This window comes from Serratia sp. BFP-2025, assembly GCF_050880365.1.
GTDB lineage: Bacteria > Pseudomonadota > Gammaproteobacteria > Enterobacterales > Enterobacteriaceae > Serratia > Serratia surfactantfaciens.
In genome coordinates this window covers 806,452-820,919 of sequence record NZ_JBPAFV010000001.1, presented here as the reverse complement: position 1 = coordinate 820,919, position 14,468 = coordinate 806,452, and the positions used below count along the sequence as shown (strand labels likewise).

Genomic DNA, 14,468 nt, shown 5'->3' with positions numbered 1-14,468 from the left:
GGCCTGCAATAAGTGTTATGACATCAATGATCAGATACGGGCATTAAGCTTGAGGTCATACCCCGTCTTAATCACCGCACCCATGGAGCCATCGTTGTTTTGCTCTTTGTACTCAACTTCGATACGTGCGAAATTCAGCTTGATAACATCGGTTGGCAGCACGGTATCGATTTCAGTACCGATGGTGGAGTTCAGCGGCATATTGCCCACGGTCTTGAATGAGGAAACCAGGCAGTTACTGAAGGTCACGGCAATAAAATCTTGCTGACCCTGGCCTGATTTACGGCAAACAAGTTTTGCCTGAGGAATATGTTCGCCGGTGGCGCACATCAGAAACAGCTTGGGCGAGGCCTTATTACTTACCATGCGAAACTCAAAGTCTTTCATTTCGACTTTGCCGGACCCACCGCCGCTGCCGAATCCCCAGCGCCCGGCATTTTCCTCCGCCCATTGCCAGGCTTGCAGCTGAATCCATCCCGGATAGGTTTGGTCAGGGGATTCGCCGTCTACACCCTCAATCTTCAAAAAATAGTCTACTAATGCTTTAGTGCTCATTTTTGTCTCCTTGACTGATAGGTCCTACTACGTTAATTGAAATATCCACTCAGATAAGTCGTTATATTGCCAACGCAATCATTGAAATAGCGGAAATGGGAATCCATCAGCCATTAATAAATAGCCATAACGCAAAGAATAACGCCGCTAAATTTCAACGAAATATCAATTCACACTCACGCCATTTAATAATAGGCGTCGGCAATATCCAAACCAATGACCAGCCGTAACTTATCTGCTCCCATCTTTTTTGGCTGACGGAAGTTTTGATACAAGTCGCAAGGACACGGTCATGCCTTCCAACTGGTAATGCGGGCGCAAATAGAAATGTGCGCGGTAATAACCCGGATCGTCTTCAACATCCTCAACGCGAACTTCGGCGGCGGCCAATGGACGACGCGCTTTCGTCGCCTCCGTCGACACGGAAGGATCGCCATCGACGTAATTCATCAGCCAGTCATTCAGCCACAGCTGCATATCGTCTCTGGAACGGAAAGAACCGATTTTGTCGCGTACGATGCATTTCAAATAGTGCGCAAAGCGGCACGTGGCGAAAATGTACGGCAGCCGGGAGGAAAGCTTGGCGTTGGCCGTCGCATCCGGATCTTCGTATTTCGCCGGGGCATGCATGGTGCAAGAACCGATAAAGGCAGCGAAATCAGAATGCTTGCGATAAACCAAAGGCAAGAACCCGGCGTCTGACAGCTCCTGTTCACGCCGATCGGAAATGGCGACCTCCGTCGGACACGTCAACTCATAACCGCCCTCATCAGAAGGAAACGCGTAGGCGGGCAGTTCTTCTACCGAGCCGCCGGATTCGATGCCGCGGATTTTCGAGCACCAACCGTACTCATGGAAGGCGCGGTTGATGTTCACGCCCATCGCATACGCCGAGTTGGCCCAGGAGAAATCATCATCCATATCCGGCCGGACGGCCTCCTCGAAAGCGAACTCTTCGATCGGGTTGGTCTTGGCACCGTAAGGCAAACGCGACAGGAAGCGCGGCATGGTCAGCACCAGATAACGCGAATCGTTGCTTTCGCGCAGGCGGCGCCAGGAGGCATACTCCGGCGTGGTGAAAATCTTGCCGATATCCCGCGGGTTGCCCAGTTCGTTCCACTTGCTCATCTGCAACAGCGACGGCGAAGCGGCGGAAATAAACGGACAGTGCGAGGCGGCGGAAATTTTCGCCAGCTCCGTCAGCAGCGTCACGCTCATCGGGCTGTGATCGAACTCAAAATCGCCGATGATGCAACCGAACGGCTCGCCACCGAACTGGCCATACTCTTGTTCGTAAATTTGTTTGAACACCGGGCTTTGATCCCAGGCCGATCCTCGATAGCGCCGCAGATTGCGCGTCAACTCATCCTGGCTGATATTCAATACCCGAATCTTCAGCGTTTCGCTGACGTTGGTGTTATCGACCAGATAACTCAGACCTTGCCAGGCGGACTCCAGCTTCTGGAACTCCTTATGGTGCAAGATATTGTTCATCTGCTGCGACAGCTGCTCATCGATCTGGGCGATCAACGATTCAATGGTCAATACGACATCCTGGCTGACCTTTACCTTGCCTTGGTTGGCATATTCGGACAGCGTGCCGATGGCCCGACGAACCGCTTCTGAGGCCTCGTTCGTTCTCGGCCGGAATGAACGCTTGAGCAGACCGTCAAGCTCATTTTCCGTTTCCTGCGTTTCAACTTCAGCGACCGCCGTTGCCTGCTGTTTAGCTGAATAGCGTCGTTGCCTCGCTCTCATTCCTCATCTCCTTTATTGCCCGAATCCTGCACATCCTGTTCCGCATCCGCGACCGTTTTGCGTGCATCCGTCACCAAGCGATGCAGAAAATCGGGCTTCTCCAGCAGATTCTTCACCACCTCTTCCGCGCTGGATTTACCATCCATATACGTGATGAGCTCCGTGAGATGTTCCCGGGCTTCCAGCAGACGTTGCATTTGCGGAACCCGTTTGGCGATGGCGCCAGGCGTAAAATCCTCCATCGATTCAAACTCTAATTCCACATCCAGCAGCGCATCGTCTTCGCTCAGGGTATTCTCCACGTAAAATTGAAGACGAGGTTTAATGGCGCGCATGCGATCGTTGAAATTGTCCTGATCGAACGTCAGGAATTTCCGCTCTTCGATCGGCAGCAAAGGTTTTTTCCGATGCCCAGAGAGATCGGACATGACCCCCGTGACGAAAGGTAACTCTACTTTCTTTTGCGAACCGTAGAGCTCTACGTCATATTCAATTTGCACGCGGGGCGCGTTATTTTTACCGATAAATTTCTGAGAGCTTGAGTCCTTAGCCATTGGAAAACTCCTTTGTGAGAAAAATTACTTCCCGGACAATTGATTTAACGAGGCCAGAGATTCCGGCAAAAGCTCCTCAACAATCGTCGCGAAGTCCATACCGATCATTTTTTGCGAACGTCGAATAAGAATGGGGGCCGGATGGCTGGGCTCATAGTTTTGGAAGTAGTCCAAAACCTGATCCAACAGCAAGATGACATCCTGCCGGGAACGGATATATTTGCCAGGCAGGGTGGCCGGCGTCTCCGCCGCTTCCGCGTCGGCCGGCGCAGCGCCGATATCCTCCGGCAACTCCTGTTGTTCAAGAGAAAGCAATTGACGGCTGAACAGCGTCAAATAGTCACGCACCTGCCGGCAGTCCAGCCGATAATCTTCGGCCTGCAGGTTGGCGTAGTTTTCCACGCGCTCCAGGGCATCTATTCCCCGAGACAGCTGTTCCTTTAATGGCGGCATGTTTCTGCCGGCAAAATAGCTGTCAGCCTGCCCCAACACTTTCACCACTTCCGAGAAATGCAGGCTTTTGCCTTCCTGCTCGTCAATTCGCATATTGAGCAGTTCATCGGTGGTTAACGGCGTGTCGGGGAAAATCTTGCTGTTCTTGATTTCGTGCAGGCAGGACGAGGTAGCGAGCCAGCCTAATGCGGCCGCATGAAAGCTGTCCGTCGCCGGCTCCATATCGGCCTGAGGGAAAATGGTGCCCCCCTCTTCGGCATATTTGCCGTCGATAGTGGTGATGCCCTGATAGACAGCCGAAAAACCATCGATATGAAGATTGGCGCGCATAAACCACAGCACGACATGCAAATCGAAGCACTGCTCAAGCAAGGCGGCAGATTGCTCGCGAATAGCATGCCAATTGATATCGCGTGCATTGTCCACGGCATTCAGCGGATCGGTTTGGCTGTCGAATTCCGATAACGTAAATTCAATTTCACTGTATCGAGGGTCAAATTCGACGCCGTTAACTGCTGTTGAGATGACTTCATTCATGGCCTGATATCCTTTTCATCAGCACTACAAACATAAAGCCTATAAAAATGGGCTTTTACATTCGCCAGTCTTTCCCAGAGTCCTTTTAGCCTAATTAGTCGTCACCAAGCCCGCAAATTGTTTAGATGTATTAATATTAACAACAATAATAGATTAAACCTATCAATAAAAACTCAGTGATCGGTTTAAACTATTTTACATTTACATATTTATTTTTCCATTTTAAAATCAATAAGTTGCAATAAATAATTATGCAAGCTAATAATAGGAAAAAAATCAAAAAATGCCCTAAAAACAACGTTTCCCTGTTGGTAGGACAATTCCAATAAAACACCAGAATACAAATAATTTAATAAACAAATGATAACCACAGTAAATAGTGAAATTTTTTCATAAAACCATGACAGCCATTCGTTTCTTGCGATCGAGCAGCACGCAATGATCAGCAGAGACGATGACAGTGTGACTTTCATTTCCAGCACTCAGTACTTACCCATACGAAACCTGGTGTGAAAATAAACAATTTGGCGAGAGTTTTGATTATTAATTTTAACGCTTTGGTACAAGGTTAACATTACGCCGTGGCGCACCGAACACGGTTTTAGCACGCAAACAGCGGGGTTGATAAAGCAACATTTTTTATAGTTAACCCACGGTAATGATCAGAGCAACTTAAGATTCAATGCTCTTTCACCTGCATGTTCTTTTGCAGCAGGCCAACACCGAAGCATCACGCGATAAAAGCGCCTACTTTGCTAAAGTGGTATAAACAATGTCATTTAACCTGACAGCTAAATAACCACCCAGCCCTTGCAACGGCGACACTTCTGTTAAGACCCGTGATCCGCTCCATGCTCAAGAGATGTTTTCCCAACTGATAAGACCACTAATTTGATACTAGCAAAGCCGAAACCAATATCAAGGGAAAATATTATTTTTTTAATAAAAAATTAACAAATGAATATACATTAATTAAACAATTCAATAACTTAAAAAAATGGTAATTCTATTATTTTTAGGCTGATAAAAATAGTTCACCAAAGTTTACAGCCGCTCATAATGCCAATCATGGAATCAGTCGGATTCTCTTCAGCGTTGAATTCCCATCAAAAAAAAAGAAAAAATCCAGAAATAAACTCAGCGCGAAGCATTTCACCCCACAGAATCAACTTTCGCAAAACAAAATAAGCAAGATAATTCCCAATAAAATTGCGACAAAGAACCGCTAATTAGTTAGTCGTTCAAAATAAAAGCATGATTAACCCTATAGAGTTATATCGAGTGCACGCCAAAGCCGTTTACTCATGAAGAAAAACCTTATTAATCTTTATGTTGTCGGCTATCCTCGCGCATTGACGCAGGCGCCACTCCTGAGGGCAAAAAAGGATATGAAAGGAATGCGCAGCAACATAATAAGGTGATACCGGAAACGGCGCAGAGACTTTTTTTACCCCACGTTCAGCCTGTGTGGAAATGTTATTCCGTGTAATAAACCTGAACGCAACAGCCGCCCTCGTCCCCTTAAGCAAGGCGCACGCCGGGATAGCCCCCTCCTTTCCCCCTGGCTTCCAGGTGAAAATTCGATGCGAAACCCGCCGTTTTACTGATCCAGAACATCTTTCGCATTCACCCAATTGATATATTGATTGAAAATCATTCCTATTCAGGAGAAAAGGCCATGGTTAAGTCACTGAATGCGGCATTCACTCGTCTTTTTGATCGCCCGGATGCGGGCAAACTGGCGCTCAGACTGACCTTCGGCGGGCTGATGCTGTTTCACGGCGTGGCGAAAGTTCAGCACGGCGTCGGCTGGATCGCCGGCGCGTTGCAGGAGCAAGGGCTGCCCGCCTTCATCGCTTATGGCGTGTATGTCGGCGAGATCCTGGCGCCGATCCTGATCATCCTGGGGCTGTTTACCCGCCCCGCCGCGCTGGTTTACGCCTTTACGCTGGTGGTGGCATTTCTGATGGTGGGCACCGGCAAGGTATTCACCGTCACCGACGTCGGTGCCTGGGGGATTGAAAACGAACTGGTGTTCTTTATGGGCGGGCTCGCCATCCTGCTGCTGGGCAGCGGGAAATACGCGATCGCGCGGAATGAAGCCTATCGATAAGCCGTGCAATCAATAAGGAGGTTCTTGGTTTTCACTTCTTCTGTGCGGAAACGGCGCTTAATGATCGACCAACCGGTACACCGGCACCTTGCGCGTCGTACCGGTCAGGGTATCGAAGATCTCCGTTTCCGCCGTCGCGATCGCCATGCCGGCTTTTCTTAGCCTGCGCACTTCGGCGGCGATGCGCTGTATGCCGAACCAGAACAGGCCGTCCAGCGCCGTGACCTGCAGGCCTTGATCCAGCGCCAGCTTGAGCCGCTCACGCGGCGCCTTGAGCGTTTTGGCGATTTCCCGGTAAGGCAGCGCGTCCACGCCCGACGCAGAGGTTCGATGAATACGGGTCGACAGGCCGTATTGGAAGGCCTCGGGCACGCCGCTTAAATCGCTTTTTAAGCTGTAAACGCAACCAAAGCGTTTGCCGTTGAACACCACATTTTTTTGACTGAGCGCCAGCTCATCACGCAGGCCGGCGATCAGCTGCGGCGCCCTGACCAGCAATAAACGGAAAGGCAATTCAAAACTGGTCACATAGTCCACGTTGAGCAGTGCAATGCGCAGGCGCTCTTCCGCCCCAGCCTGCGTCTGGCGACACTCGTTCAGCACCTCGCTCCACTGGTGCGCAAGCCGCGGGGTTTCATCCAGCGGCGCGAAGTGGTATTTCTCGATGTGGTAGTCGATCCTTTCATTCATGTCCGTTGGCCCCTGCGTCAGTCGTCATTGCCATCAGCAAATTACCTTACCCGCGGGCAACAGTACAACACCGCGATGAGGTCACTCGGGAAATACGGCGCTGGCTTCGCCGGAACGGACTACGCGCTCTCGATGAACAGCATCATGCGTTGCAGTGCGTCATCCAGGGCACTGAGCCCGACGTCATCCAGACAGGCCATCAGCCATGCGTCATAATCCGCCACCCGCTGTCTCGCCTGGTCAAAAATAGGGCGAGACGCCGGCATCACGCGCAGATATACCGCCCGCTTATCTTCCGGATCGGGGAAACGCGCAACCCATCCCCGGTTAACCAGTTGGGTGAGCGTGCGTCCAAGCGCAGTGCGATCGGTCTGCGAATGCGCTATCACATCGCTCATGGACACATCGCCCGGAAAGCTGTAGAGAATGCGCAACGCGCGCCACTCATGGAGGCTGAGCCCTTGTAAAGCCAGTAACGCAGACAGCCGTTTTTCACGGTGACGCACCACTTCCGTCATCTTATAAAGCGCGCCGTTGGGCAATCCCATCCCCCGTCGGCCACTATGTGCGCCTTTCTTTTCAGAATCCATACTGTTTCCAATTAGCTTCGACTTTTGCCCTGACCTGTTCCGGATAAGCATGTCTGAAAGAGGCCGTGCCCGCACGCGTTACTCCGCTGAACTGCTCAGGGAACAGACAGTTGATGATGGCTTTGCCGCCGCTGCCGCGCGCCTTGTCCTCTTCCGTCAGGTACGGCACCATCGGGAACTCGCGCACGCCAGGGAAAAGAAAATGATCGCGCGCCGGATGTGAACGCGTGGCCAGCGCCCAAACCACCTGATCGATATCGACAATATCAATGTCATTGCCGACCAGAATCAGTTTGGGGATCAGGTAGCCCGCATGCGAACCGAAGACGATCTCCGCGACCTTATCGGCAAAATCAGCAGCGTTGGTCTTCATGCCGGCCAGTTTTTCAATATCGATGGAGAGCACCGCCCAACAGGTTGCCGCCTCATAGGAACACCAGACAAAGTCGACGGGCAATGCCGCGCTCTGCAGGGTCTCCAGCAGTTGAGCCGAGATCATGGTACCCCAGATCGTATGATTTTCCTCCGGCGGCGTGCCTGCGACGCAAATAGGCAAAATGGGGTCATCGCGAAATGTCACCGCGTGCACATGGAACACCGGCTGTTCGTGGCCTTGCTGATGTTGATAGCCGTGATACTCCCCCATCGGCCCTTCCAACGCCGTCTCCGTCAGGCTGATTTCACCTTCCAGCACAATTTCCGCATTGGCCGGCACCCAGAGATCGTTGGTTTCCGCTTGGGTGAGCGTGACGCTTTTACCGAGCAGCGCGCCGACATAGTCCGGCTCACTGACGCCGGCCGGCAACGGCATCCCCGCCACCGCCACCGCGGCAGGCGGCGCCCCGAGCACCATCGCCCACGGCGTAGGTTTCCCCTCTCGGCGCCACATTTCACGGATCATGCCGATGTGTTGGGTGGGGATTGCCGGGCCGGTGAGACGATTGCGATCGAGCATCATGAGCCTGCCGACGCCCCAACTGTGCCACTGCCCGTCCGGGGATTGCACGACATGGAATCCGTAAGTGCCGAAGTAGCGCCCGCCATCCCGTTCATGCAGCAGCGGTACCGGGAAGCGTTCCAGATCAACCTCGTCGCCTCGCCAAATATTCTCTTTCACCGGCCCGGTCGAGCAGTAATCGGGGGCTAGCGGTTCCGCCTTCACCGCCCGGCGAATCGCCGCCACGATATCCCGCGGAGTGCTCTCCGGCGGCAGCCCGAAATGCAGGGCTAGACGAGAATAGGCGTATTCCGGCGAAGCGAGCATGCCGGCCGGCGCGCCGAGGATGCGGGCTCCCGGCATCGCGCCCGCCACATGATGAAATAGCGGAGCCGAGAGCCGTTGCTCGTAAACCCGGCGGCAGACAGCCGCTATCTCCAGATCGGCGGAGACTTCCTGATGCACGTCGACCAAATCTTTTCGGCGACGCAGCTCCTCAATGAAGTGGCGAAAATCCAGTGCGCAATCGAGCAAACTCATGTCAAGTCCTCCAGTCTCCAGGCGGTCAGCCCCTTCTGTCGCCCTCGTTTCGGGCAGGAGACTGATCATTTATGTGCATGCGCACACATATTAGCGCGCGAGAAATCGCGTGTAAATAAACACCATTTTGGCAAGATTGGACCTGTTAGTAGACTGGCTTTGGCCGGCAGGCATGATCACCGTAGCCGTTTCATACGCTCAGCCTGATTGACAGGCCGCAGCCACGTTCTTGTCTCAAGCGCCGCATCGTATTTGAGCGCAACATAGCTCACAAAATGAAGAACATAATCGTAAAATGCTATTCGTTGATAATGCACGGGTTATAATGCGAAACGGGATGCCGACCAACGCAAACACGTTGCAAATCGAACGGTTACAGCGCATTAGACAGAAGAAAATGAAAAGGAATTTGAATCGATGGGTAATAACGCGGGGGGGAAGTGGCGGAGAGAGGGGGATTTGAACCCCCGGTAGAGTTGCCCCTACTCCAGTTTTCGAGACTGGTCCGTTCAGCCGCTCCGGCATCTCTCCTGACAACGCTTGCTATCATGCCCGCTTTTGCGGCATTTTTACAGCACTAGCATGCAGCCGAACGTTCAAGTGATGACTTTACGAGCAACCTGATGATTAAATGGCCGTGGAAAGCGACTCAACCCTCTCAACCCCAGGCAGACATTCAGGCCCAGTGGCAGGACGCGCTGGCGATCCCCCTGCTCTCGCCGCTGGATGAGCAGGAGCGGCAGCGGCTGGTGGCCGTCGCCGGGCAGATTTTGCAGCAAAAGCGCATCGTGCCGCTGCAGGGGCTGCAGCTCACTTCACAAATGCAGGCGCGCATCGCCCTGCTGTTCGCCTTGCCGGTGCTGGAGCTCGGCGCGGAGTGCCTCGACGGCTTCAACGAAATCCTGCTCTACCCCACCCCGTTCGTGGTGGAAGACGAATGGCAGGACGAGATCGGCCTGGTGCACTCGGGGCCGGTGGTGCAGTCTGGCCAAAGCTGGGAACAGGGGCCGATCGTGCTCAATTGGCAAGACGTGCAGGACTCTTTCGATCTTTCCGGTTTTAACCTGGTGATCCACGAAGCGGTGCACAAGCTGGATATGCGCAACGGCGGCGTCGCCACAGGCGTGCCGCCGATCCCGCTGCGCGAGGTGGCTGCCTGGGAACACGATCTGCACGCCGCGATGGAAAGCCTGCAGGACGAGATCGACATGGTCGGCGAAGAGGCCGCCAGCATGGACGCCTACGCCGCCACCGATGCGGCCGAGTGCTTCGCCGTGCTGTCGGAGTATTTTTTCAGCGCCCCCGAGCTGCTGGCCGAACGCTTCCCGGCGCTGTATCAGCACTTTTGCCGCTTCTACCGCCAGGATCCGCTGGCGCGTCTGCTGCGCGGCCAGGCGGAAAACGACGCGTAATGGGCTGATTGACGGGCGCATTGCTCAGATACCGAGCAGTCGAACCGCTCAAGGCAATTTAGCGTTGACACACCCGGGGCTGCTGGATATCATGCGCCCCGTTCACACGATTCCTCTGTAGTTCAGTCGGTAGAACGGCGGACTGTTAATCCGTATGTCACTGGTTCGAGTCCAGTCAGAGGAGCCATATTTAGAGAAGCCCGCTTAAGGAAACTTAAGCGGGCTTTTTGCTATTGGACGTTTACAGCCCGCGTTTTTCCATCAGCAGCGCCAGATCGACCAACCGATTGGAGAAGCCCCACTCGTTGTCATACCAGGCGAGCACTTTCACCAGGTTGCCGCCGATGACCAGCGTGGACAAACCATCGATAATCGATGAGCGCGCATCGCCCCGGTAGTCGCTCGACACCAGCGGTTCATCGCTGTACCCCAGGATCCCTTGCAGCGGGCCGGACGCCGCCGCCGCGCGGAAAGCGGCGTTGATCTCCTCCACCGTCGCCGGGCGTTTCAGCGTCACCGTCAGATCGACGATCGAAACCACCGGCACCGGCACCCGCAGCGAGTAACCGGTCAACCGGCCGTCCAGATCCGGGATCACCTTGCCGAGCGCCTTGGCCGCGCCGCTGGAATAAGGCACGATCGATTCCGCCGCCGCCCGCGCGCCGCGCAGATCTTTTTCCGGCTGATCGTGCAGCGCCTGGCTGTTGGTATAGGCGTGAGTGGTGTTCATCAGCCCGTATTCGATACCGAACGCCTGATGCAGCACCTGCGCGGCGGGCGCCAGCCCGTTGGTGGTGCAGCTGCCGTTGCTGACCACTTTATGCAGCGCCGGATCGTAGAGCGAGTCGTTAACGCCCATGACGATGGTAATGTCGTCGTTCTTGGCCGGCGCCGAGATAATCACCCGCTTGGCGCCGCCGTGCGTAATGTGCACTTCCGCTTTGGCCTTGTCGGTAAAGAAGCCCGTCGCTTCGATAACCACGTCCACGCCCACGCTGCTCCAAGGGATCTCGGCGGGATCGCGCTGCGAAAATACCTGAATCGGCCGGCCGTCCAGCAGCAGCTGGTTGTCGCCGGCTTCCACCCTGGCCGCCAGCGTGCCGGAAAGTGTGTCGTATTTCAGCAGGTGCGCCAGCGTTTTGCTGTCCGTCAGATCGTTGATCGCCACCACTTCGAAATCGCTGCGCCCCAGCGCCGCGCGCAGCACGTTGCGTCCGATCCTGCCGAAGCCATTAATGCCTACTCTCACCATGATGATCTCCTCGTTTTGGGCTTTGCCTCAAATCTAGCCCTGCCCCGAGGCGGCGTAAATGACGTTTACCAATCAATTTACGCCAAATTGCGCGCATGGAAGCGCTCACGGTATTCGCTCGGGGTCAACTGCAGTTTCCGTTCAAACACGCGCCGCAGGTTAAGGCCGTTGCCGAAGCCGGTGGCCAGGGCGACCTGTTCGATGCCTTCCGCGCTCTGTTCGAGGCGCTGCCTGGCGGTATGCAACCGCCCCTCTTCGACGAATTTGGCGGGAGAAATGCCCGTCTCGCGGGTGAACACCCGGGTAAAGTTGCGCGGGCTCATCGCCACTCGCTCGGCCAACCGATCGACGCTGAGATCGTCGGCGAGATTCTCCAGGATCCAGGACTGCAGGTCGCGGATCGGGCCCGGCGATTTGGCCTGGTTGAGCGGGTAGCGGCTGAACTGCGCCTGCCCGCCGGGGCGGCGCAGAAACATCACCAGATCCTGAGCCACTTCGCGCGCCTGCACGAAGCCGTAGTCGTCCTCCACCAACGCCAGCGTCAGATCGAAGCCGGAACTGACGCCGCCGGAGGTCCAAATCGGCCCGTCCTGCACGTAGATCGGGCCGTTTTCGACCTGCACCTGCGGGAAGCGCGCCTGCAGCGTTTCCGCCAGCCGCCAGTGGGTGGTCGCCCGTCGTCCGTCCAGCAAGCCGGCCTCGGCCAGCAGCAGAGCCCCGCCGCAGACCGAGGCGATACGGCGCGCCTGCGGGGCCGCGCGGCGCAGCCAATCCGCCACCAGGGCGCCCTCTTCTTCGGTCGCCCCTTTGCCGGCGACGATGACGGTATCGCGCGGCAGGGCCGGGTCGAGATCCGCCAGGCGATGATCGGCCAGCAGGCTCAGACCGGACAGGCCGTGTACCACCCGATGGGATTGCGTGGTGGCGACCGCGATCTGATACAGCGGCGCCTCGGCAGGGCTCAGGCGATTGGCCTGCATCAGAATATCGGCGATGCCCGCCGCTTCGAACAGCATGCCCCCTTCGGGGACGATAATCAGAAATGTGTGCATGGCGATAATATAAATAACAATCAAAACAGGCCAGGCAACCACTGTATAAGAAAAGCCCCGTCGGTTCACCCTGCGGGCATAAAAAAGCCCGCCGATAACCACCGACGGGCCAGGAGAACGCGGCCATCAGGCCTGAGGCAAACTCACCTCGCTCACGCGCGCCAACTGCGCCAGCAGCGCCGTTTGAAACGCCTCGTCGTGCACCGCCGCATGAGGATCCAACCGCTGCTGATGGTGCCAATAACCGCCGGAAACCAGGGCCTGCGGCTCATCACTGCTCACCAGCCACGCCTGCGTCACGTGTCCCAGCGCCAGATCGTCGGGCGCGTCCGCGCCGCCCATTTTGGTCGGCACCCAGCCGGGATCGACTGCGCTGCTGATGACGCCGGGCCACAGGCGCGCCACGGCGGCGGCCAGCGCGGTGACGAACAGCTTGCTGTCCGAATAGGAGCCGGCTGCGCCGCCAAGCCAATCCACGCCGTTCAGTTCCGCTACGCCGTCAAAGTGCATGCTGCTGCTCAGGTAGACGATGCGATCGGGGCGTTCGATCAGGGCCGTCAGCAGATAGGGCGCTATCACGTTCACCGGCATCACCTGCGGCCCGGTGAACATGCCGGCGTTGTGGATCACCGCATTCGGGCGGCCGAGGCGATTCACCTGCTCGGCGACCTGCCGGATCTGCTGCACCTCGGACAGGTCGCCAATCACCGCCTGCGCGCCCTGATCCAACAGATCGCGCACTGCCTCCAGACGGCCGGGGGCGCGCGCATGCAGGATAACCTGATGCCCTTCGTCCAACAGCGTTTGCGCGGCGGCGCGGCCCAGCCCGTCCACCGAGCCGGTAATGAAAATACGTGACATGCCAGTCCTCCGTTTAGCGCCAGCCGAGCGCCGGCGCGACATGGGTTAAAATCGATTCGATAACGTGGGCGTTGTAATCCACGCCCAGCTGGTTAGGCACGGTCAGCAGCAGCGTATCCGCTTCGGCGATGGCCTCGTCCTGCGCCAGCTGCTCGATCAGCGCGTCCGGCTCGGCAGCATAGCTGCGGCCGAAGATCGCCCGGGTCTGCGCGTCGATATACCCCAGCTGATCGCCCTCTTTGCCACCGCCGCCGAAGTAATTGCGATCCCGCTGATCCACCAGCGCAAAGATACTGCGGCTCACGGAAACCCGCGGCTCGCGCGCATGGCCGGCCTCTTGCCAGGCGGCGCGATAGGCGCGGATCTGCTTGGCCTGCTGGATATGGAAGGGTTCGCCGGTCTCGTCGTTCTTGAGCGTCGAGCTTTGCAGGTTCATACCCAGCTTCGCCGCCCAGACGGCGGTCGCGTTCGAACCGGCACCCCACCAGATGCGATCGCGCAGCCCGGCGGAAAACGGCTCCGGCCGCAGCAGCCCGGGAGGATTGGGGAACATCGGCTGCGGATTGGGTTCAGCGAACCCTTCGCCGCGCAGCGCTTCCAGAAAGACTTCGGTATGGCGGCGGGCCATGTCCGCGTCGGTTTCCCCCTCGGCCGGGGCATAGCCGAAATAGCGCCAGCCGTCGATCACCTGCTCCGGCGAGCCGCGGCTGATGCCGAGCTGCAAACGCCCGCCGGCGATCAGATCCGCCGCGCCGGCGTCCTCCACCATATACAGCGGGTTTTCATAGCGCATGTCGATCACGCCGGTGCCGATCTCGATGCGTTGGGTTTTGGCGCCGATGGCGGCCAGCAACGGGAATGGCGATCCCAGCTGGCGCGCGAAGTGGTGCACACGAAAATAGGCGCCGTCCGCCCCCAGATCTTCGGCGGCGACCGCCAGATCGATAGACTGCAGCAGCGCATCCGCCGCTGAACGGGTGCCGGACTGAGCGGAAGGCGACCAGTGGCCAAACGAGAGAAAACCAATCTTTTTCATCGGGAATCGTCCTCAAAGGCAAAACATAGGCCTACAGTGACAAAAACCGCGCGCTCTGCGCCAGCAAAATCGCCCCCGATCGCACTAAACGAACCGATTGCCGCGCCGCCGCCCGACGATTGTAATCA

General features: G+C 56.3%; 13 protein-coding genes and 2 tRNA genes. 3 read left to right on the top strand and 12 right to left on the bottom strand.

The annotated features are described in order from the left end of the window. Window positions 1-30 precede the first annotated feature (30 nt). From ACRAWE_RS03750 to ACRAWE_RS03735, 4 genes are all read right to left on the bottom strand, one after another. Entirely contained in the window at window positions 31-555 is a 525-nt protein-coding gene (locus tag ACRAWE_RS03750) for an Hcp family type VI secretion system effector (RefSeq protein WP_004935369.1), read from the bottom strand. 231 nt (window positions 556-786) lie between these two features. Beyond that, window positions 787-2,313: a type VI secretion system contractile sheath large subunit gene (tssC, locus tag ACRAWE_RS03745; RefSeq protein ID WP_019456177.1), complete on the bottom strand. Its 1,527-nt coding sequence runs from the start codon at window positions 2,311-2,313 to the stop codon at window positions 787-789. Further along, window positions 2,310-2,867 carry a type VI secretion system contractile sheath small subunit gene (tssB, locus tag ACRAWE_RS03740; protein ID WP_019456176.1) on the bottom strand — a complete coding sequence of 186 codons (558 nt, stop codon included), beginning with the start codon at window positions 2,865-2,867 and terminating at the stop codon, window positions 2,310-2,312. The genes tssC and tssB overlap by 4 nt, the downstream gene beginning before the upstream one ends. Before the next feature lie 24 nt (window positions 2,868-2,891). After that, window positions 2,892-3,857 (bottom strand): ImpA family type VI secretion system protein, encoded by a 966-nt coding sequence (locus ACRAWE_RS03735; protein ID WP_063918629.1) that lies wholly within the window; start codon window positions 3,855-3,857, stop codon window positions 2,892-2,894. Between the two features lie 1,678 nt (window positions 3,858-5,535). On the opposite strand from ACRAWE_RS03735, the gene ACRAWE_RS03730 reads away from it, so the two are divergent. Continuing rightward, the gene (locus ACRAWE_RS03730; protein WP_019452514.1) at window positions 5,536-5,970 is read left to right on the top strand and encodes a DoxX family protein; all 435 of its coding nucleotides are present in this window, start codon (window positions 5,536-5,538) and stop codon (window positions 5,968-5,970) included. A 57-nt stretch (window positions 5,971-6,027) separates the two neighbouring features. On the opposite strand, the gene ACRAWE_RS03725 is transcribed toward ACRAWE_RS03730, so the two are convergent. From ACRAWE_RS03725 to ACRAWE_RS03710, 4 genes are all read right to left on the bottom strand, one after another. Beyond that, window positions 6,028-6,660, bottom strand: coding sequence for a helix-turn-helix domain-containing protein (locus ACRAWE_RS03725; RefSeq protein ID WP_063918631.1), 633 nt, complete (start codon window positions 6,658-6,660; stop codon window positions 6,028-6,030). A 119-nt stretch (window positions 6,661-6,779) separates the two neighbouring features. Continuing rightward, window positions 6,780-7,250, bottom strand: coding sequence for a MarR family winged helix-turn-helix transcriptional regulator (locus ACRAWE_RS03720; RefSeq protein ID WP_432524875.1), 471 nt, complete (start codon window positions 7,248-7,250; stop codon window positions 6,780-6,782). Continuing rightward, complete coding sequence (locus ACRAWE_RS03715; RefSeq protein WP_154746464.1) at window positions 7,240-8,727, bottom strand: UbiD family decarboxylase; 1,488 nt, start codon at window positions 8,725-8,727, stop codon at window positions 7,240-7,242. The genes ACRAWE_RS03720 and ACRAWE_RS03715 overlap by 11 nt, the downstream gene beginning before the upstream one ends. Window positions 8,728-9,168: 441 nt before the next feature. Continuing rightward, window positions 9,169-9,258, bottom strand: a tRNA-Ser gene (locus tag ACRAWE_RS03710). 92 nt (window positions 9,259-9,350) lie between these two features. Between ACRAWE_RS03710 and mtfA the strand changes: the two genes are divergently transcribed. Both mtfA and ACRAWE_RS03700 read left to right on the top strand, forming a co-directional pair. Continuing rightward, window positions 9,351-10,139: a DgsA anti-repressor MtfA gene (gene mtfA, locus ACRAWE_RS03705; RefSeq protein WP_063918634.1), complete on the top strand. Its 789-nt coding sequence runs from the start codon at window positions 9,351-9,353 to the stop codon at window positions 10,137-10,139. Window positions 10,140-10,250: 111 nt separating this feature from the next. Further along, window positions 10,251-10,326, top strand: a tRNA-Asn gene (locus ACRAWE_RS03700). A gap of 54 nt (window positions 10,327-10,380) precedes the next feature. Here ACRAWE_RS03700 and gap read toward each other — a convergent pair. The 4 genes from gap to ACRAWE_RS03680 all read right to left on the bottom strand — a co-directional run bounded on the left by gap (window position 10,381) and on the right by ACRAWE_RS03680 (window position 14,340). Further along, complete coding sequence (gene gap / locus ACRAWE_RS03695) at window positions 10,381-11,391, bottom strand: type I glyceraldehyde-3-phosphate dehydrogenase (RefSeq protein WP_063917913.1); 1,011 nt, start codon at window positions 11,389-11,391, stop codon at window positions 10,381-10,383. A 77-nt stretch (window positions 11,392-11,468) separates the two neighbouring features. Further along, the gene (locus tag ACRAWE_RS03690) at window positions 11,469-12,443 is read right to left on the bottom strand and encodes a GlxA family transcriptional regulator (protein WP_025160319.1); all 975 of its coding nucleotides are present in this window, start codon (window positions 12,441-12,443) and stop codon (window positions 11,469-11,471) included. Window positions 12,444-12,569: 126 nt separating this feature from the next. After that, window positions 12,570-13,304: an SDR family NAD(P)-dependent oxidoreductase gene (locus ACRAWE_RS03685; protein WP_154746468.1), complete on the bottom strand. Its 735-nt coding sequence runs from the start codon at window positions 13,302-13,304 to the stop codon at window positions 12,570-12,572. A 13-nt stretch (window positions 13,305-13,317) separates the two neighbouring features. Continuing rightward, window positions 13,318-14,340: an LLM class flavin-dependent oxidoreductase gene (locus ACRAWE_RS03680; protein ID WP_063917911.1), complete on the bottom strand. Its 1,023-nt coding sequence runs from the start codon at window positions 14,338-14,340 to the stop codon at window positions 13,318-13,320. Window positions 14,341-14,468 lie beyond the last annotated feature (128 nt).